General features: G+C 47.9%; 17 protein-coding genes. 10 read left to right on the forward strand and 7 right to left on the reverse strand.

Going from position 1 to position 20,320, the window contains the following annotated elements; all coding sequences use genetic code 11:
• Positions 1-112 precede the first annotated feature (112 nt).
• Positions 113-6,124 (forward strand): S-layer homology domain-containing protein, encoded by a 6,012-nt coding sequence (locus tag ABD014_RS05885; RefSeq protein WP_343858674.1) that lies wholly within the window; start codon positions 113-115, stop codon positions 6,122-6,124.
• Between the two features lie 68 nt (positions 6,125-6,192).
• Here ABD014_RS05885 and trpS read toward each other — a convergent pair whose 3' ends face one another.
• Positions 6,193-7,179: a tryptophan--tRNA ligase gene (gene trpS, locus ABD014_RS05890; RefSeq protein ID WP_343858676.1), complete on the reverse strand. Its 987-nt coding sequence runs from the start codon at positions 7,177-7,179 to the stop codon at positions 6,193-6,195.
• Between trpS and ABD014_RS05895 the strand changes: the two genes are divergently transcribed.
• The 5 genes from ABD014_RS05895 to ABD014_RS05915 all read left to right on the forward strand — a co-directional run bounded on the left by ABD014_RS05895 (position 7,178) and on the right by ABD014_RS05915 (position 11,236).
• Positions 7,178-7,345, forward strand: coding sequence for a hypothetical protein (locus ABD014_RS05895; protein WP_343858678.1), 168 nt, complete (start codon positions 7,178-7,180; stop codon positions 7,343-7,345). The two genes, trpS and ABD014_RS05895, sit on opposite strands and share 2 nt — an antisense overlap.
• Positions 7,346-7,824: 479 nt before the next feature.
• Positions 7,825-8,958 carry a LolA family protein gene (locus ABD014_RS05900; RefSeq protein WP_343858680.1) on the forward strand — a complete coding sequence of 378 codons (1,134 nt, stop codon included), beginning with the start codon at positions 7,825-7,827 and terminating at the stop codon, positions 8,956-8,958.
• A 213-nt stretch (positions 8,959-9,171) separates the two neighbouring features.
• Positions 9,172-10,356: an alanine racemase gene (gene alr / locus ABD014_RS05905; protein WP_343859701.1), complete on the forward strand. Its 1,185-nt coding sequence runs from the start codon at positions 9,172-9,174 to the stop codon at positions 10,354-10,356.
• A gap of 244 nt (positions 10,357-10,600) precedes the next feature.
• Positions 10,601-10,882 (forward strand): CopG family ribbon-helix-helix protein, encoded by a 282-nt coding sequence (locus tag ABD014_RS05910; RefSeq protein WP_082790021.1) that lies wholly within the window; start codon positions 10,601-10,603, stop codon positions 10,880-10,882.
• Positions 10,883-10,885: 3 nt separating this feature from the next.
• On the forward strand, positions 10,886-11,236 hold the full coding sequence (locus ABD014_RS05915; protein ID WP_068779893.1) for a type II toxin-antitoxin system PemK/MazF family toxin: 351 nt from the start codon (positions 10,886-10,888) through the stop codon (positions 11,234-11,236).
• A 141-nt stretch (positions 11,237-11,377) separates the two neighbouring features.
• Here the strand turns inward: ABD014_RS05915 and ABD014_RS05920 are convergent, their stop codons facing one another.
• The 3 genes from ABD014_RS05920 to ABD014_RS05930 are packed head-to-tail and all read right to left on the reverse strand — an operon-like array spanning position 11,378 to position 14,672.
• Positions 11,378-12,550, reverse strand: a complete 1,173-nt coding sequence (locus tag ABD014_RS05920) for an ABC transporter permease (RefSeq protein WP_343858685.1) — start codon at positions 12,548-12,550, stop codon at positions 11,378-11,380.
• Positions 12,547-13,254, reverse strand: coding sequence for an ABC transporter ATP-binding protein (locus ABD014_RS05925; protein WP_343858687.1), 708 nt, complete (start codon positions 13,252-13,254; stop codon positions 12,547-12,549). The genes ABD014_RS05920 and ABD014_RS05925 overlap by 4 nt, the downstream gene beginning before the upstream one ends.
• Positions 13,254-14,672 (reverse strand): efflux RND transporter periplasmic adaptor subunit, encoded by a 1,419-nt coding sequence (locus ABD014_RS05930; RefSeq protein WP_343858689.1) that lies wholly within the window; start codon positions 14,670-14,672, stop codon positions 13,254-13,256. The genes ABD014_RS05925 and ABD014_RS05930 overlap by 1 nt, the downstream gene beginning before the upstream one ends.
• A gap of 278 nt (positions 14,673-14,950) precedes the next feature.
• Here ABD014_RS05930 and ABD014_RS05935 point away from each other — a divergent pair, with 278 nt between their 5' ends.
• Both ABD014_RS05935 and ABD014_RS05940 read left to right on the forward strand, forming a co-directional pair.
• Positions 14,951-15,319: a DUF4190 domain-containing protein gene (locus ABD014_RS05935; protein WP_343858691.1), complete on the forward strand. Its 369-nt coding sequence runs from the start codon at positions 14,951-14,953 to the stop codon at positions 15,317-15,319.
• A 161-nt stretch (positions 15,320-15,480) separates the two neighbouring features.
• Positions 15,481-17,703 (forward strand): Tex family protein, encoded by a 2,223-nt coding sequence (locus ABD014_RS05940; protein ID WP_343859703.1) that lies wholly within the window; start codon positions 15,481-15,483, stop codon positions 17,701-17,703.
• A 61-nt stretch (positions 17,704-17,764) separates the two neighbouring features.
• Here the strand turns inward: ABD014_RS05940 and cmpA are convergent, their stop codons facing one another.
• Together cmpA and ABD014_RS05950 are read right to left on the reverse strand one after the other, a co-directional pair.
• Positions 17,765-17,914 (reverse strand): cortex morphogenetic protein CmpA, encoded by a 150-nt coding sequence (gene cmpA / locus ABD014_RS05945; protein WP_343858694.1) that lies wholly within the window; start codon positions 17,912-17,914, stop codon positions 17,765-17,767.
• Between the two features lie 568 nt (positions 17,915-18,482).
• Positions 18,483-18,836: a hydrolase/acyltransferase gene (locus ABD014_RS05950; RefSeq protein WP_343858696.1), complete on the reverse strand. Its 354-nt coding sequence runs from the start codon at positions 18,834-18,836 to the stop codon at positions 18,483-18,485.
• 143 nt (positions 18,837-18,979) lie between these two features.
• Here ABD014_RS05950 and ABD014_RS05955 point away from each other — a divergent pair, with 143 nt between their 5' ends.
• The gene (locus tag ABD014_RS05955; protein ID WP_343858698.1) at positions 18,980-19,441 is read left to right on the forward strand and encodes a SprT family protein; all 462 of its coding nucleotides are present in this window, start codon (positions 18,980-18,982) and stop codon (positions 19,439-19,441) included.
• 54 nt (positions 19,442-19,495) lie between these two features.
• Positions 19,496-19,711 (forward strand): hypothetical protein, encoded by a 216-nt coding sequence (locus ABD014_RS05960; RefSeq protein WP_251408676.1) that lies wholly within the window; start codon positions 19,496-19,498, stop codon positions 19,709-19,711.
• On the opposite strand, the gene ABD014_RS05965 is transcribed toward ABD014_RS05960, so the two are convergent.
• Positions 19,684-20,244, reverse strand: a complete 561-nt coding sequence (locus ABD014_RS05965) for an ArsR/SmtB family transcription factor (protein WP_343858703.1) — start codon at positions 20,242-20,244, stop codon at positions 19,684-19,686. The genes ABD014_RS05960 and ABD014_RS05965 overlap by 28 nt on opposite strands.
• Positions 20,245-20,320: the final 76 nt, after the last annotated feature.

Consider the following 20,320-nt stretch of genomic DNA (forward strand, 5'->3'; position numbering starts at 1 on the left):
TTAACAATTCCTTAACACTGTCCAAATACACCAGTTGTACCCTTGTAGAAGTGTCGAAAGAAGAAAGGCATCAAACGAGCTTACATTACGGACTAAGGAGAGTGTTAGGATTTTGAAGATTACAGTACGAGGCACACGGTGGATTTCACTACTCGTCATGAGTTGCTTACTAATGGGGCTGGTCGTTCCGGCTGGATTGGCCAACGCAATGGAGATGAAGATTAATCATGTCCCTACTGCTGCATATAAGCAGCAAGATTATACGGTCGAAGCTGTTATTAATAGTGAGGGACAAACAGTAACGGCTGCAGTGTATTATGCGGTCGATGCACAGCCCCAAGCGCCGATTTCGCTAGATTGGATAGCAGATAGTACATATAAGGCGGTTATCCCGGCGGATCGCCTTGAGGGTCAACAGCTCGATTACTATATCGAAGCGATCGAACAAGATGGAGCGTCAGTTCAGTCAGAGACATACCACGTTGAACTACAGCAGACTGACGGCGGGACAGAAGAGGATAATAGTTTTCCAAGACTGTTAATCACGGAGTTAGTACCGGATACCGACAATGTATCTGGCTCAGACGCCTATGAATATGTAGAGGTATATAACAACACAGACAACATGATCCAATTCGGTCAAGATTATTATTTCTTCTATAACAATAAAGATAAGTGGATACCGGATTCTAGTATCTCGATTCCAGCACATTCACCTATTGTTTTCTGGGTTATGAATGGGGTGAACGAGTCGATTGATGAGAGGGACTTTATCCGTAATTTCAATGCGGCTGCTGATCTTGTAGAAGGGGTCAATCTATTCCGGATCAATGGTAACGGGGGAATGGCCAATACCGCATCCCGCAATATCCAAATCCGTAGTGTAGTTGATAACAGTGTTATCGTCTCGGCTTCTTACGATAAAGAACATGTCTCGGTAAATAAGGGGATTGAGTACCAGCTCCCGGATACAAACAGTGTGGAGATGGTTCTCCTTCCAACCGCCGGGAAGAACCCAGCAACGCCAGGGATTGTGCAGGATGAACAATTGACTCAAAGAGCGGAAGAGACTCAGCCTGAAATTATTCACTCTCCGGCGGGGGCCGTAAATGTTCAGGACTTGGAGATCTTGGCTACAGTAAAGAATCTTACTGATGGCGTCAATCCTATTCCGGAAGTCCAACTGCTGTACAAAACGCCTTCACAGGCACGTTATACAGTAGTTACCATGAGCAATCCGGGCGGCGAGCAGTATCGCGCTACGATTCCGGCAGCTGCTCTGGTAGAGTCTAGACTGGATTATAAAATCCGAGCCAGAAGCTTGGTAGAGAACTATTCTGTAAGTGTGAATATCCCGGAATTTAATGCGGATCACGCACCTCAGTTGCTGGTGACAGAGCTTGTACCGAACTCAACGAATGTAACGGGAACTTCTTCCGATGCTTATGAATTTATCGAAATATATAACAATACCGATCAGCCAGTAAACTTCAACAATTACAAGATCTATTATCGCTACCCTGACAAGGGCGTCGGATCTGACGTGAAGTGGGCCTCGACCAAAACTGATTTTGTAATTCCAGCTCAGAAGTCGGTGGTCTTCTGGATCATCAATAGTATGAACAGCGGTTATTCAGTAGACGATTTCAACAATTTCTATCATACCAATCTAGTAATGAATGATAATCTATTCCTAATCCAGAGTGATGGAATGGCCAACTCAGGCTCCAGAGGCGTCGTGATCAAGACCAACACGGAGCGAGAAATCTCGGCCGCTTATTATAATAACGCTATAGTCTATGATGGCGGAACTGCGGGAGATGAGACGAAAGAAGATAAGGCAATCGAGTTCAAATATCCTGTAGATGGCAGTACGACGATGATTAAGATTAGCTCAGGCATCAATTCACCTAGTCCGGGTAGCGTAGATCATGCACAGGTGCCAGCAGTTCCAGTTCATGTGGTTCCAGATACGATCAAACCGGAAGTAGAAGACATGACTGGAGTAGCTGAAGTCGATCAGGCGGATGCGCTTCACCTTCAGGCCTTTGCCAAGGATGATCGTCAGGTAGCTTCTGTTCAGGTATTTATCCGCTCTGACAAGCAGCCTGAATATGTCGGACATAATCTGACAGAGGACTATAACGACAAGCTGTATCATCATAAATTAACATCCGCCGATTTAATAGGCCGGTCTTATATTGAATACTATTTTGTAGTCTCGGACGGTACGAATGAGACCAAGTCCAGTACAGTACGGGTTAACGTGGTTGGCGGTCCGGACCATTCTCCGCTTCGTCTGAATGTGAAAGATGGAGATGTTGTTCACGGAGAGATGACGCTCAAAGGGACAGCTGAACAAGCAGGCCCAGGTGAATTGCAGCTTCGCATAAATGGACAAGCCTTGAACGAGCAGGATACCATCCCGGCACTTGAGCATGATGCTTACTTCGTATTTGAAGCGAACAGCGTAGACTATTATTTTAAAAATGCGATTACGATGGGCGACCCAGCATTAAAAGACAAGACGATCCTATATACATTCATGGATCCAATCACTAGTTACACGACCCTATCATTCCCGATAGAAGCCAGCCGTCTTCAATTGGGAGACGATAATACGATCTATATTCGCGCCGGGTCTAAGTCCTCGCCATTTGATGACCGGGTAGAGGAGAACAAGGATGATTTCGAGATTAAAAATGTCAGGCTGCTTCTCGCTGATGGCACAGAAATCTGGGATCCTAACTATGCGGTGCGTGATAAAGAGATCAAGATGGGAGACAGCGCTGGTAAACAAGAATGGATTGGCTTCCGTTTCAATTTGACGCCAGAGCTGCTTAAATCCAAGGCTTACTCCTGGGATACCCGCAAAGTAGCTGATGGAGAGCATACGGTTGAGTTGCTGCATGGTACAGATAAATTAACGTCCACGGTTATTGTTGACAATACTGCTCCTTCGATTCAGGCCACTGTAGAGGACGGCAAGGAATATCGCGGTGAGTTTACAATTGATGCGATCGCGGAGGATCATGGAGCAGGGATAGATTGGCTTGATGCGAAGCTGGATGATCAATCCATCGCCTTGCCTTATGCTACTTCGTCAGGAAAATTAAAGGGTGGAGAGCATGTTCTCGTTCTGGAAGCTGCCGATAAAGTAGGCAATAAGTCGCAAAAGACGATTCGCTTCAGTGTGCCGAATGAGAATCCGAACCAGCCGGAGCTCGTATCTCCGCAGCAGGGCCAGGAGAAGGTATCTCTTCGTCCTGATCTGACCGTGAATGTGACGGACCCGACCGAAGATCCAATGGATGTATTCTTCTATCGGGGCTTCAAATATGACGGAAACCGTTCGGAAGGATTCACTGGCTATAAGAACGCCTCCGATACCGAACCGCCAAAGGTGATGGTTCCACAAGGTGAGAAGGCTTTGACTGCTCAGGATTATGAGGATATCCGTGCTGTGGACGGCAAGTATTTGGTGAATGATGCGGTGGATCAGTTCCCGTATCAGCGTTTTGAGATAACTTTGGATCCGTCTATCAAGCCGTCCGATCAAGTTGATATCGTATGGAATGGGCATTCTCTTGAAGGTCGGAAAGTAAGTCTGTATGCCTGGAGTGAGCCTGCTCAGCAATGGGAGCAGCTTGGCTACAAGATTGCCGGAACAGAGGATTTTGAGCTTAGCGCTACTGTCCTGGCTGGTGATTACATGATCAATCAGGCGAAGGCCAATACGATACAGATTATGGTTCAGGATGAGATTGCCACTTTCAAATCAGGACCGGTCAGTGAAGACCCTTATGATTTCTCCTTCTTATGGATGTCGGATACACAGTATTATTCACAGGACTATCCGTATATTTATCAGAAGAATGTGCAGTGGATCGCCGAAAATAAAGACAAGATCAAATTGAAATACGTGATTCACACCGGGGATATCGTCGATAAGGAATATCAGGAATATCAGTGGCTGGAAGCGGATAAGAATATGAAGGTGCTGGAGGATGCCAACATTCCTTATGGTGTATTGGCTGGCAATCATGATGTAGGCCACCAGCAAAATGACTATACGAACTACTGGAAATACTTTGGCGAGGACAGATTCAAGAAGATGCCGACATTCGTTGGCTCATACGATAATAACCGAGGTCACTATGATCTTGTATCCGCAGGAGGCAATGATTTTATCATCGTCTATATGGGTTGGGGATTGGGTGACAAAGAGATCGAATGGATGAATCAGGTCGTCGCGAAATATCCGGAGAGAAAGGCGATTCTGGCCTTGCATGAATACTTGCTCGTATCGAACAATCGTGCTCCGATTGCAGACCAAATCTTCGAGAAGGTGATTAAGCCTAATAAGAACGTGATTGCTGCCTTGAGTGGTCATTATCATGACGCACAGCTGAAAATTGATGAGCTGGATGATAATGGGGACGGTATCAGCGACCGCAAGGTGTATCAAATGCTGGCCGATTATCAGGGAGCAGAGGAAGGTGGACTCGGATATATCCGCTTGATGCAGTTCGATATGAAGAATAACAAGCTGCACATGAAGACTTACTCGCCTTACTTAGATGATTACAACTATTATGATCCGGAAGTTTACCCAGGCAAAGACGAGTTCTCGCTGGATCTCGATCTACAGCCGAAGACGAAGCGCGTTGCTACGGATTATATCGGTGTGAAGGTCTATACCGACCAGCTTATCGGTCAGAAGGCGCAGGTAAAGAGCGGTGCAAATGCTTCAGTGGCCTGGAGCGGCCTTACCTCTGATCGTTACTATCAGTGGTATGTTAGAGCAAATGACGAGTTCAGCGGCAGCGCCACCTCCGATATCTGGGGGTTCTATACAGGGAGCGCAACTGACCCGGGCCGTCCGGATCCAAAGCCTGAGCCAAAGCCGGACCCAACTCCTAATCCGGGAACAACTGCTCCGGGTGCAGGCAGCAATGGTGGGACTACTCCAAATCCGGATTCCTCAAGCCAGCTGAAGGATGGAGTTATTGTAGCTGAAGCAGGGGAAGATGGGACTTATTCGGTCAGTAAGCCGGTTTTGGAACGGGCCATTCAAGCCACAGATGGAACAATCCTAATTCAATTGCAGGAGGCGGGTGAGGCGGCCAAGCTCGATTTGGACGCAGCTGTATTGGGACAGTTACAAGAACGCAAGCTGACGATTCGTGTTGAAGCCGGTTCTATCCGTCTCACGATTCCGGCAACGTCACTGACGAGCGATGCAATCGAAGCGGACAAGGTGACTCTATATATCGAGACGATCAGCAATGCATCTCTTCGGACCGATTTACAGAAAGTTTTGAACAGTAATACAGATTATCTCTCCACGGATATTGTATATACACTGCGAATGGTTGCTGTAAAAGCAGGCCAAGAGATACCAATTGAGCGCCTGGGTGGGCCGGTTAAGGTAGAGAGAAAGCTCGCTCCAGAACAGCTTAACTGGGACTATGCCGGCATTTATCGGATTTCCGGTGGTCAAGCCGTATATTTAGGCGGTACCTTTGATCAAGGCAGCCTGGAATTTACAACGGATCAGCTATCTTCATTCGCTGTACTTGAGTACCATAAGACATTTGCGGATGTTGGAGGTACTTGGGCCCAGGAATTCATTCAGAAGCTGACGGCCAAGCATGTGATTACCGGCGTTGATTCGCAGCATTTCCAGCCAAATCAGGAGATTAGCCGTGCCGACTTCGTCACGCTTCTTGTCCGGGCATCCGGGCTGCAAGCGAAAGAAGGAGCTTCGCCATTTAACGATGTAGCGTCGAACGCCTACTACGGAGGTTATGTGACAGTAGCTGCAGAGCTTGGACTGATCCAAGGAAGCGGCGGCGCATTCCGTCCACAGGCAGAGATTACTCGCGAGGAAGCAGCTGTTGTTATAGACCGCTGGATGTCTTATTTGCATAAATCCTCGGCAGGCACGGTAGATACGGTCTTCACAGATCGTGCTGAGATCTCAGCTTGGGCGAAGGAAGCGGTAAACCGTCTGCAGGCGCAAAATGTGATCAATGGCAAAGGGAATCATCAATTTGACCCGCAGGGCGAGCTTACCCGTGCGGAAGTTGCGAAGATGATCTATGTCGTTATGAACCAGTAATTCATCCAAGAGGGTGTCCCTTCAAGCCATGACCATGGCCCAGGGACACCCTCTTTATCGTTCATATATCAGAAATAGTTCATACTCATCGCTTCTCGAACTTCCTGCATGGTCTCCTGTGCAATCGCACGGGCTCTACGCGTACCGGAGCTGAGGATATCATCGACATCGCCCGGTCTGGATTCGTAGAAAGAACGGCGTTCACGCATCGGTTCCAGAAGGGTGTTCAGCGCCGTGCAAAGTCGCTGCTTGCACTCGGTGCAACCGATCGCTCCTTTGGTACATTCGGTGTGAATCTCGGCGGCCCCTTCAGGCCGAAAAGCATGATGATAGGCGTAGATTGGACAAATATCCGGATGCCCGGGATCATGCTTGTGTATGCGGGAAGGGTCCGTCACGGCTTTGCGTATCTTCAGCTCAACCTCTGCCGATGTGGATTCAAGCTCGATCGCGTTGCCGAGACTTTTGCTCATTTTGGCGTTGCCGTCCGTACCGATTAAGCGGGGATTTTCGCTGATGATCGGACGCGGCTCCGCAAATACCGGTCGATACAACTCGTTGAACCGGCGGGCAATTTTACGAGTTAATTCCAGATGGGGCAGTTGATCTTCGCCCACAGGCACAATCGTGGCTTTGCAGAACAGGATGTCTGCAGTTTGACTGACGGGATAGCCCAGAAAGCCGTAGTACATTTCGTCCAGACCGCTGTTCTTGGATTCGGCCTTAATCGTTGGATTATGGCGCAGTGAATTGACGGTAACGAACATAGAGAAGAAGACGGTTAGCTCGGCGATCTCCGGAATCATCGATTGGACGAATATCGTAGATTGCTCAGGATCAATGCCGACCGCTAAATAATCGAGCGTGATGCCTCTCAGCGCGTTACGAAGTCTCTCGGGATTTGCGAAATGGGTTGTCAATGCCTGTACATCGGCCAGTAGGATATAGGATTCATATTGACTCTGCAGAGCAACGCGGTTTTGCAGGCTTCCTGCATAATGCCCAAGATGGAGCTTGCCGGTTACTCGGTCGCCAGTTAGGATACGTTCTTTCATGGATAGTTTCCTCCTTGTCATGGGGACAGCCATCCTGAGGGATGACCGTTATGGATATGGCGCAGCCAAAGCTGCAACTATTCAACTGCATGTTATCTGCTTGCCACCACCAGCCATCTTCCATGGTCATCACCTCCTTAAAGTACGTGTTGAACAAAGCTCTTAAAAACAAAAAAACCTCGCTCCAATAAGGACGAAGTTATCGTGGTACCACCTTAATTCACCGCGCATCAGAACTAGGCTACCTTGAGTAGAGTCTGACAGTTCCTGATTGGCGATTTCTCTTCACGGTACGAAAGATATCAAGTGATGAAATCCTGGATACCGTTCCCGTTGATAACGGTGGGAAGCCCGGCTAAGCCTACTATGCTACAGCGGCGGTTCGGTTAGCAACTCGGAAGGCCATTCAATATTGCGCTGGACACCGGTTCGCAGCTTCCACCGGCTCTCTGCATGTCCCTGGAACGCAAATTTACTTACCCTTCTTCACAGTTGTTGAATATAACTGGAGTTTACTCCATTTGCCTCGCTCTAGTCAATACACATACTTCCTTGCCGGCTTGTCAAGCTAGTCTGCATAATCGGCCAAGTTCCCTCATAGACATGTATCAGTTTAGGAAATCAAACTGCAGAGGGGATGATCTCATGCGTCGGATCACGTGGATGCTGACAATCATAATAGTGTTTGGCATCGTAATGACCGCATGCGGGAAAAAAGACGCCGCAGGTGTCGTTAAGGATTTGGACAAAGTCGTAACCAAACTGGAGAGCTACCAGACATCCGGGACGATGACCTTGTATACCGGCGATAGTCCACAGGAATACAAGGTAGAGGTATGGCATCAGAAGCCATCCTACTACCGGATAGCACTCACGAACGCGCAGAAGAATATCACTCAGATCGTGCTGCGCAACGACCAAGGCGTCTATGTGCTGACACCAAGCCTCAACAAGAGTTTCCGCTTCCAGAGCGACTGGCCGGAGAACCAAGGTCAGGTGTATTTATACCAGACGCTGATACGCAGCATTCTAAGCGATAGCTCACGGCAGTTTGTAAGCGATAAGGACAGCTATGTATTCGATGTGGCTGCGAATTACAACACTCATGCCTTAGTACGCCAGAAGATTTGGCTGAACAAGGAGAACTACGCACCGAAGCAGGTTCAAGTGTCGGATGCACAGGCAAAGGTCGTTGTGGAAGTGAAATTCGATAAGTTCGATTTCAATACCAAATTTGACGACAAGTCATTCGATATGCAGCGTAATCTGGATGCAGCTGCGCAGGATGCAAAGGGAACTATGCTTGAGGTAGACGAGAACGGAATGCTGATTGAGAAAGTACCGTCGGCTGACGAGACTGGGGCAGGAATGGACACAGGCTCACCGGATGCCGCGGCGAACGGGCAAGGGACTGAGGAACCATCTTCTCCGGCCCTCTCGGAACCATTCGGGGTCATCGTTCCTACTTATTTACCAGAAGGAGTAGTATACAGTGACAGCAAGGCGGTAGAAGATAGTGATCGCAGCATTGTCATACAAAGATATGAAGGGGCTTATCAATTTACGATTTCCGAGACAAGAGCGGCGGATCGAGCTACATCACTTGTTCCAAGTGAAGTGGTGGACTTAGGATTCACAACAGGCTGGCTCGCAGGCGATGATCTACAGACCTTGACCTGGACGATTGATGGACTTGAATTCCGAATTACAAGCGATAATCTGCCTGTTACGGAAATGGTGAAGATCGCATCCTCGATGCAGGATCAGACAGGTAAATAATGGGGAGAAGGCGGTTTGCGGTTCATCCTGACGGTGTATTATCCCGGCGGGAGAACGTATTTCCGTCTTTTTTTTGTCATTGTCCAAAATATTACTTCACATAATTGCAAATATGGGGCTTGCAGCGGAATTGACATGGGAACCTCATAACATTACGATAATTGTATCGTTTGGCATGGACTTTTTGAAAACAATGGAGAAGGTGACTTGAAAGTGCAAGTGAATTATCGACCCACACGAGCGGAAATAGATCTGGATGCACTCGGTGCCAATTATGAAGCATTTCGCCGCAGACTGCCTGAAGGAATCAAGTTGTTAGCCTGCGTAAAGGCCAATGCTTATGGACACGGAGCGGTTCCGATCTCCCGGGAGCTCGAGAAGCTGGGAGCCGACTATCTTAGCGTGGCATTCTTGGATGAAGCATTGGAGCTAAGAAATGCGGGAATTACCCTGCCGATACTGGTTCTTGGATACACGCCTCCGCAAGGAGTGCGGATCGCTTGGGAACACGATATTACGCTTAACGTGTTCAGTGAGGAAGTACTTGATACGATTGTGACGCTGGATCCTGCAGAATTTACGAATAAGCTGAAGGTCCATATCAAAATTGATTCCGGCATGGGACGTCTTGGTCTACAGCCGGGGGAAGAAGCCGTTGATTTTATTCGTCGGGCGATGCAAATGCCGCATGTGGAAGTGGAAGGGCTGTTTACCCATTTTGCAACCGCGGATGAAAGAGACAAAAGCTATACATTAGAACAATACAAACGTTTTCAGGGCGTGGTAGATGCGCTTCGGGATCAGGAAATGCATATTCCTATAATACATACGGGTAATAGCGCTACCGCAATCGATTTACCGGAATTGACCTGCCAGATGGCTCGAATCGGTATCGCATTATATGGTCTGTATCCTTCAGATGAAGTTGTGAAGGAGCAGGTTCAGCTGAAGCCGATCTTGTCGTTGAAGACGCAGGCGGTCTGGGTGAAGACAGTACCGCCCGGTTCGGCCATTAGCTACGGAGCCAAATACATCACCGATGGGGAAGAGCGGATTGCTACCCTTCCAATCGGCTATGCTGATGGTTATTCCCGGATGTTGAGCGGTAAGGCGCAGGTATTGATACGCGGACGCCGTGTCCCTGTTGTAGGAACGATTTGTATGGATCAATGTATGGTGTCATTACAATCTTTGGCTGAAAATGCTGAAGAAATTCAAGCCGGCGAAGAGGTTGTACTCATCGGTCAGCAATTGGGCGAGGAAATTACCGCCGAAGAGTTGGCTGACTTGCTTGGAACGATTAATTATGAATTGGTATGTATGATGGCCCATCGAGTTGCACGGGTGTATACACGTAAAGGCGTGACAGAATCAGTACTAAATCCGCTTCTTTCGTAAAAACCTGACAAAAACCAACAAAACTTTTTATGACTGGGAAGGATTTTATGCCTAGGTTATCGAATGATAGAAATATGGAAAGAATCAGGTGTGTACGGTACTATCATTTTTGTTTATAATGATATGCAGCATACTTGATATACTCTCGGCATATATTTTCTTGTATAAATTCCCTTGAATAATGCTATACTGTGTTTTAACACAAGGGTTTTGGGTCGATAAGGTTTTGGGGGTGGAAGTAAAGGTGGCCAATATGCACAATACCAAACGAATCATGATCAGTTTACCGGATCATCTTTTACAGGAGGTAGATGGGATCGTAGCGATGGAGAATTCCAATCGCAGCGAACTGATTCGGCAAGCCATGAAGCTGTATCTGAATGAGCGGAAGAAGAGATTTATCCGCGAGTCGATGCAGCGGGGTTATATGGAAATGGCTAAAATTAACCTATCCATGGCCTCTGAAGCGTTCCAAGCAGAGGAAGATGCAGACATCACTCTGGACCGCCTAGTAAGCGGGGTGTAACCATTGATCGTAAAGCGCGGTGACGTATTTTTTGCAGACCTTTCCCCAGTAGTGGGTTCTGAACAGGGAGGGGTAAGACCGGTGCTAATCATCCAGAACGATATCGGCAACCGATTTAGCCCAACGGCGATCGTTGCTGCCATCACAGCTCAAATTCAAAAGGCAAAGCTGCCGACTCACGTTGAAATTGATGCAGCGACGCACGGATTTGATCGTGATTCCGTCATTTTGCTGGAACAGATTCGAACGATCGACAAACAAAGATTAACCGACAAAATCACACATTTAGACGATGAGACGATGAAGAAAGTAAATGATGCATTGTTGATTAGTCTAGGTTTGATTGATTTTTAATCATACAGCTTGGAGGCGAAGGCCTTCAAGCTAGCACCCGAAGTCTCGGGTGCTTTTTTCTTTATATATCGAACATCAAAAAGCTGGCATCGTAGAAGATACGGTTGCCAGCTTTTATGTTGATTCTGTAAGGCAGCTAATTTATTCACTGCGTAAGGCATAGATTGGGCGCAGCCTGGCTGCTTTGTTCGCCGGGATCATACCGAAGATAATGCCGATGAACAAGGAGAAGATGAAGGAGATCATCACGATGTAGACAGGAACCGTTGTAGTTAGGGAGGTATAACGCCCAATCAGCGCACTTACACAATAGCCTATCCCAATGCCCACGACTCCTCCAAATCCGCTGAGGAAGGTGGATTCAACCATGAACTGCATGAGTATATTCCGCTTCTTAGCTCCGATGGCCTTTCTTATCCCGATCTCTCTCGTTCTTTCGCTCACTGAGACGAGCATAATGTTCATGATCCCGATGCCTCCGACTAAGAGCGAGATTCCTGCGATACCTCCCAGAGCAAGGGAGAGCGTCTGGGTCGTCGAATTTACCGTATCGAGCATGTCCTGAGAGTTAAAGATGCTGTAGGAATTGGACGCATTCTGGAACTTCTTGTTCAGCTCGGCTTCCAGGGATGACTTGACGGTACTGATCAGCTTCGAGTCATTGGCTTGAACGGTAATCGAGCGGATGCCTCCACTTCTTAATGTTCGTTCAGCTGTCGTCAAGGGAATCAGAATCTTATTATCGTTAGAGGCTGTAAGACTCGAGCCCTTGGATTCCAGCAGTCCAACGATCTTGAAGCTGGAACCATTCAATTGAATCGTCTGTCCGACCGGATTGTCGCTTCCGAAGAAGGTTTGCGCCGCCTCGCTGCCTATTAAAGCGACCTTCATCCGGAAGTCATTGTCCAGATCGAGAATAAAGCGACCTGATTGGACATGGAAATTTTTAACGTCCTCATAGGAAGGAACAATCCCCTCGACGGATATGGTGTCATTGGTAGTCTCTTTCTTAACGGTTACGGAATCACTAATGACAGGGGACACGGCCTTAACTCCTTCGATTTGTCCGAGAGCCATCGCTTCTTCAAGCGAGAGAGAGGTGGAGGCTCCCCGGCCCATAATATTTACCGTCAGCAGATCTGTCCCCAGTCCTTCCAGTTGGGAAGTAATTTGTGAGGTTGTTCCTTGGCCGACCGAGACGAGAATAATGACCGATGATACGCCGATGATAATTCCAAGCATAGTTAACAGTGATCTGACCTTGGCGCCAATGATGCTCTTCCAAGCCATTTTGATGCTCTGCAGCAGATTCATATGGCCTCCCTCTGATCGTCAATGATTCTGCCATCTTGGATATGAATGATTCTTGTGGCTTGCTGTGCAATCGACAGATCATGCGTGATAATTAGGATGGTACGACCAAGGGCATTCAACTTCTTCATTTGCTCCATTACTTCGATTCCGGTTCTGCTATCGAGCGCTCCTGTAGGCTCGTCAGCCAATAGAAGCGGGGGATTGCCGGCAATGGCGCGGGCGATGGCGACACGCTGCTGCTGACCGCCTGAGAGCTGCGGCGGTTTGTGGTGCATGCGGTCCTCAAGGCCGACCGTCCGCAGCGATTCCTCAACGATTCTCGCTCGCTCTTTATGCGGGATATTCCGGTATATCAACGGAAGCTCCACATTTTCGTAAGCTGTTAATTTGGACAATAAATTAAAGGATTGAAAGATAAAGCCGATTTTCTCATTCCTGATCTTGGCTAGTTTGTTATCGGACAGCTTACTGACATCAACGCCTTCCAAGTGATAGGAGCCTTCACTGGCGATATCCAGACAACCGAGCATATTCATGAGCGTAGATTTGCCGGAGCCTGAAGGGCCGATTATTGCGACGAATTCTCCGTAATTAATCGTGAAGGAAATATCGGAAAGTACCTTCATCATCTCGCCAGCCATCATATAGCCGTGTCCGAGCCGGTTCACTTCAATCAAGGGAGGCATCGATGTTGTACCTGGCATTATTGGCCACCGCCTTTAGGAGCACTGCCCCCGCTGCTAGACCTATTGCTGCCTGTGAAGCCGCCTCCGTTAAAGTTACCGCTTGGCATCATTCCGCCGGATTCGCTGCGGAAGCTGCCTTCACCAAATCTAACGGCCCCTCCGCCTTGAATGAATTGCTCCCTGGCAGTATTATCCGTCGAGTCTGCCATGATGGTTGGAATGACGACTTCGTCGCCTTCATTTAAACCGCTGACGATCTCGATATAATTTTCATCATGAACGCCAACCTCGACTTCTTTTGTATTTCCTAACATGCTTCGTCTTCCGTTCCTAGAATTGCTCGTGGTTCCTGAGCTACCCTGCTTGTCCGTCAGATCCTCTGGATTTTCTGGGGCTGCTTTGGAACTGTTCCCGCTTTCAGCGCTGACATCTGCTTTATCTTGAATTCCCGCTCTGCGGGCATTTGCCGAATCCGCTGCTGCCGGAATATTCGATTCTGTCTCAGTACCCGTGGATGGGAGTATTACGAAATATTTTTCACCTAATTTCTGAACAGCTTCGATTGGTAATTTAAGAATATCTTCCTTCTCATTCACTATAATAGTTGCTTCTGCTGTCATACCGACGCGCGTACCATCTGTAGGGTTCATCTTGATCGTGACATCGAAGAGGGATACGCCGTTAGAGGCTGAACCTTCATTCGATATATCGGAGACAGTGCCTTCGATGGTCTGGTCTGGCAATGCGTCCAACTGGAGACGCGCTTTCATGCCCTTTTTAACCTCGGGAATATCAAGTTCATCGACCTGGGTCTTCACGCTTAAATTTTGATAGTCGGTAATGACGAATAATTCGCTCCCCGCTTTGGCTTGTTCGCCAGAGGTAATGTTGACACTAGTAATCGTCCCGGCAATCGGAGAAGTCAACGGATCGGGAGGAAGCATGTTCTCTTTTATCGTGGCGATATCCTGCTCTGTCTTCGTAATATTCAATTCCTGTTTATCCATTGATTTCTGGATCTGTTTTAACTCCTCTTCAGAGGCACCGTCCTGTACCTTGTGCTTATATTGATCCTGCAAATCCTCGAGATCCCATTTTTGCGTCTGCAGATTTGTCTCCTGGTCCTCCAGGTTGCTGGACAAATCCACTGCCTCATAGGTTAACAGGGTCTGCCCCTTTTTAACGACGTCACCGGTCTTGACGAGCACTTTATTTACTTTACCCTCGTCCTTGGTGCGGACACTTTCGCTATCCGTGGAGATGACGGAGCCTGATCCGGAGACGCTAACTGTAATATTGCCCTTCGTCACCTTGGTCGTCCTCTGCTGCGGAGGTTCTGCCGCGTTGTTCTTGGACGGGAGCGTCAGCGATAGGGCAACGGCGATAAGCGCCAATATAACGATTACAATTACAATCCATAACCATTTCTTCTTCAAATAGAATCACTCAGCTTTCTTCATATGATTCGAACGACATTAAGCGGCTCACAGTTATTTTATTGGGCGAATATGAAAGGAGAGTGAAGCTAGGCTGAATGTAATCTGAATAGAGGCTGAATGTTTGCTGAAAGGAGAAGGTACAATATTTTCCTGTTTTGGAGGCTGACACGAGGTGTATTTTGCTGAAAAAAAGAAAATTATTGGACTTTTTCATCTCCGAAACTGGGGATATCTGTTATAATGTAGCTATATATTTTTGGGGAGGACCTTATTGAATGGATCGAAATCCGTCAGATCAGCAGTATCAATATTCAACGATGAATAACTACCCACCGCCGTTTCCACCGGGACCCCCGGTTGTTCAGAAGACGAACGGCAAGTCGATCGCGGCTTTGGTATTGGGAATTTTATCACTCCTGATTCCTTACGTCGGTTTTCTTCTGGGGATTATGGCGATTATTTTCTCTAGCTTGTCTTTAAAAGAACTCAAGCGGAGATATGAGCAAGGAAAGGGCTTGGCAATTGCCGGACTTGTTTGTGGAATTATCGGAACTATTATTTATGGGCTTTTGCTTTTCATCATTTTGTTTGTCTTCATTATTTACGCTGGAAGCGTGGACAACGCTATTTACTCCAATTTCTAGAATAAGGCGATAGAGCATCGGGGGAGCCCGGTGCTTTATTATTTTATCCGGCAGCTAGTTGGGTGAAAGCTCAACACGCTGGAAATGAGCCGGAAAGTTTGTGATAATAGAGACAATTGTATTTTGAGACGAAAGAGGGATCGCACTTGTCACAATCGGATATGACAGTAACTACAACGGTAAATCAGGATCATTCAGGGGCAGAGGAGCAGGAGCTAATTGTCCGCCAAATTGCCAAGGAGCTGAATCTGTCCCTGAAGCAAGTGAGGACGACAGCATCATTATTGGATGAGGGCAACACCATTCCGTTCATTGCCCGTTATCGGAAGGAGATGACCGGGGAGCTTGATGAGAATCAGCTGCGGGATATCGCCGATCGGATGCAATATTTACGCAACCTGGGTGAACGTAAGCGTGAGGTGCTGCGGATCATCGATGAGCAGGGCAAGCTGACCGATGAACTGGCTGCGGCGATTGGACACGCAGTGAAGCTGCAGGAAGTCGAGGATTTGTATCGTCCGTATAAGCAGAAGCGCAAGACGCGGGCAAGTGTCGCCAAAGAGAAGGGGCTAGAACCGCTGGCCAAGTGGATACTGGCTCAGCCGAAGCAAGGGGACCTGCTTCAGGAGGCGGCTCAGTATATCGATGCTGAGAAGGGCGTTGAGACTGCAGAGGAAGCCGTTCAGGGGGCGATGGATATCATTGCTGAGGAGATCTCCGATGAAGCGTCAACCCGGGCATGGGTCCGCCGTTATACGATGGATCACGGATTTATGATATCAGAAGCGAAGACGCCGGAAGAAGAGTCGGTGTATGAGATGTATTATAACTACCGGGAAGCGGCGAAGAAGATGCCTTCCCACCGCATCCTGGCTATGAATCGCGGCGAACGTGAGAATGTGCTGAAGGTGACGCTAGAAGTGGAGATAGAAGCGATTCATCGTCATATTGCCGGACGCTGGATCAAGGGCAGTTCAGTGGTAGAGGCCGTACTTCATTCCGTCATTGAGGATGCTTACAAGCGGCTGATCGCCCCTTCGATTGAGCGGGAAGTACGCGCTGAATTGACGGAGAAGGCTGAGGGCCAGGCGATTGCTATCTTTGCAGGTAATTTGCGTAACCTTCTCCTTCAACCTCCGGTACGCGGTCAGCGGGTGCTTGGTGTCGACCCAGCCTACCGTACGGGCTGCAAGCTCGCTGTCGTTGACGAGACCGGCAAGCTATTGGAGGTTGCTGTTACTTACCCGACGCCGCCGAACAACAAGAAGCGGGAAGCTGAGGAGATATTCAACCAGTTGATCGACAGATACGGGATATCGTTGATCGTCATTGGCAACGGCACAGCCTCACGGGAGACGGAGCAATTCGTAGCTGACGTGATCGCAGGCAGGAATAACAAGGATAAGGAGCTTGCTTATTTGATCGTCAATGAAGCGGGTGCTAGTGTATACTCTGCTTCCAAGCTCGCTCAGGAGGAGTTCCCAAATCTGGATGTGGCAGAGCGCAGCGCAGCTTCGATAGCACGGCGTCTACAGGACCCGCTTGCCGAATTGGTTAAGATCGAGCCCAAAGCGATTGGTGTTGGGCAGTATCAGCATGACGTATCTCAGAAGCATCTCGATGAGAGCCTGAAGAATGTCGTGGAATCCGCTGTTAACCATGTTGGTGTTGATGTTAATACGGCTTCATCTTCCTTGCTGTCTTATGTATCTGGCGTAAATGCAACCATTGCGAAGAATATCGTGAAATATAGGGATGAGAACGGCAGGTTCAAGAGCCGTAAGGAACTCCAGAAGGTGCCGCGGCTGGGTGCCAAAACCTATGAGCAGTGCATCGGCTTCCTGCGTATTAACGATGGCAGCTTCGAGCTGGATCGTACGCCAATTCATCCGGAATCCTATGAAGTAGTGGAGCGGTTATTTGCTGAGCTGAGTGTAGAAATGGAACAGCTTGGCTCGAAAGAATTAAATAGCAAGCTGGCCACTCTACAGCCAGAGGCGGTTGCCGTGCAATTGGAAGTCGGCGTGCCGACACTGCGCGATATTATCGACAGCCTGCAGCGTCCAGGCCGTGATCCGCGTGAAGAACTGCCTCTACCGATTTTCCGCACCGATGTGCTTAAGATCGAGGACCTGACGCCAGGTATGGAACTGCAAGGTACCGTACGCAACGTGATCGACTTTGGTGCCTTTGTCGATATCGGAATCAAGAATGATGGTCTCGTGCATATTTCCCAGCTTAGTGATCGCTTTGTGAAGCACCCAATGGATGTCGTCTCGGTAGGAGATAATGTGACCGTCTGGGTCTTGAATGTTGATCTGAAGAAGGGAAGAGTCGGCTTGACCATGCGCAAGCCTAACGATTCTGCCAACAGTCCGCAATAGGATGTGAAAGAAGCCCGCCAGATGATGGCGGGCTTTCGTCTATAGTGGACGGTTAATTAGGCTATGATTTGGAACGGGGCAGTTGATTTGAGGTCCCATTGGTCCATTGACGGTTATAGTAGAAGAACCAGCAATCATTGAGTAATCGTATCTGACGGCGATCCCGTTTATTAAAGGCTCGCATAATTTGATTACTTAGCCAAGTTGGCAAGGATATCTCCTCCTCCGGCATGCTTAGTACGTTTAGCATATGGGGGAATGCCGGAAAAAGTGCAGGTCCGCCACTATAGTGGAAGTCAAAAAGGCCGCTTTTGATCTCGAAGTTACACTGAGAAGCCTATTCGACATCGAATCTTGAATTCAGCCGGGCCTAAGCAAATGCTTACGAAGTCATGTTCCCTACGGAAACATCTCAGGTGCTCACGTACAAACTACGTACGCTGCGCTCCTTACGTCCCTAGCTTCATCCAACCTTCTCGGAGCTGAAAAGCGGCCTTTTTGAACATCTATTAGAATGAGGAAGTCAAAAAGGCCGCTTTTGATCTCGAAGTCACACTGAGAAGCCTATTCGGCATCGAATCTTGAATTCAGCCGGGCCTAAGCAAATGCTTACGAAGTCATGTTCCCTACGGAAACATCTCAGGTGCTCACGTACAAACTACGTACGCTGCGCTCCTTACGTCCCTAGCTTCATCCAACTGAAGCGTTTTGAAAAAACACACATCGGAAGGATAGGCTTCGGAGCTGAAAAGCGGCCTTGTTAATCACTTATATAAAAGTTAAATAAGTTCCTCTTCCTCGTACCACTGCTCGAGCTGGGCTTGCAATGCGCGAATCTCGGTCAGCAGGGAGATGAGCGGGTAATTCTCCTCCTGGATGGAAGCGAAGGCGGACTCCAACTCATTGATATAATTGATTCCACTCATAATTTGCAAGGATGGCTGCAGCAGGTCAAGACGGTCGCACTCGGCAACAGCCAGCGGCAGGCTTGGCACATTGGCGGCAGTTAACTTGGCGATCTCCTTGTTCAGTCGCAGGTTAAGTGCGCTCAGCTGATAGGCATATTCTTCAGGCATTTCTACAAATTTCAGATCGCTATTTTGCTGCAAAATGACGTATCTCATTGAAGGCATCGCGAATAATCTCCTTTATTCTGTCATTACTACTTGACAGTGTAGCCTAAGAGGAAGTTAAAATTCAAGTAAAATCAGCATGATGACCGGCGTGTTATGATAAAGTAGTACAAGTTACTATACCAAGAGGAGAAGCCGCAACTATGGACGACAAACAGCTTCAGGAATGGGTCGAGGAAATCTCACTGCGCAGTTTCGGTATACCTTTTCTCCACCAAGCTTCATTTAACAGGCGCTTAAGGACGACCGGGGGAAGATATTTTCTAAAAAGTCATAATATTGAGATTAACCCTGCACAGCTTCAGACCTATGGCCGGGATGAGGTGGAGAAGATTATTAAGCATGAACTGTGCCACTATCATCTTCATATATCGGGCAAAGGATACAAGCACCGAGACCCTGAATTCAAGGCACTGCTGCAAAAGGTAGACGGAAGCCGTTATTGCCAGTCGCTGCCGGGAGCTGCTAAACGTCGGACCTTGCCCTATCGCTATAAGTTAATATGTGTCCGCTGTGGAATGGAGTATAAGCGCAAACGTAAGGTGGATCCTGCAAGGTACCGCTGCGGCCGTTGTTCAGGCGTATTGAAGCTGCATACAATATAGGGATGCGGTTTTATGCTATACTAGAGCTATTAACAGATGAGGAGTGAGATGTATATGGCAGTATCAAAGGCGAAGAAATTTCGGCAAAAATGCGTCAGGGAAGGCAAGCGCAACCCGGAGGATGGACGAAGCCAGTTCGCTTTCGCGGATATGAGAACAAGACGGACGAAGAGCAAGCTGGAGCAATTAAATAGGAATAAGCATAAGAACCATCATTCCTACAATGGAGACGATGGTTCTTTTTATTTGGATTTGATATCTGGATTGTGAAATAGAGTAAAGAACATCTCGTACCGCACGCGACCCTCTCCCGGGGAAAGGTGGCCATGCTGCTCACAAAATTCATTAATCATCGAGAACAATTGCTCGGCTTCCTGCTCTGTTAAATAGATGCTACTGTTATTAAATAAGTTTCCTTTTGACATGCTTCCACTGTAATTCTGCAGGAAACGCTTCTTGTTCTCATCATAGAAGTTCGAGACCAACTTCTCGGCCTCCGATTGGAAGACCTGCTTGATCGTATCATCAACTTCACTTTTGCGAATGATGACCTGGCCTTTATAAGGTTCATAATATTTGGCTGTAATTCCGTTCACCAGCTTGGTATCTACCAGTTCAAGCATTCCGATGCTCTCCAGCTTTTTGGCATGATAATACACCTTGGCAGGCACTTCATGAAGAGCGTCGGCCACTTCTTTTACCGTTGCGGGTCTGTTGAAGCTTATAAATTCATTCAGAATCTGAATGCGATAGGGATCGGAGTATATACGGATTTCTTCTAAAGTTTTGAGTTCCTTTTTCACGATGTTCCCCCTGGAATCTAATAAGTTCATATAACTGCTTCATTTTAGTATAACTCATGCAAGGGAAAGTACAAGA

The organism is Paenibacillus motobuensis (genome assembly GCF_039521865.1).
Classification (GTDB): Bacteria; Bacillota; Bacilli; order Paenibacillales; family Paenibacillaceae; genus Fontibacillus; species Fontibacillus motobuensis.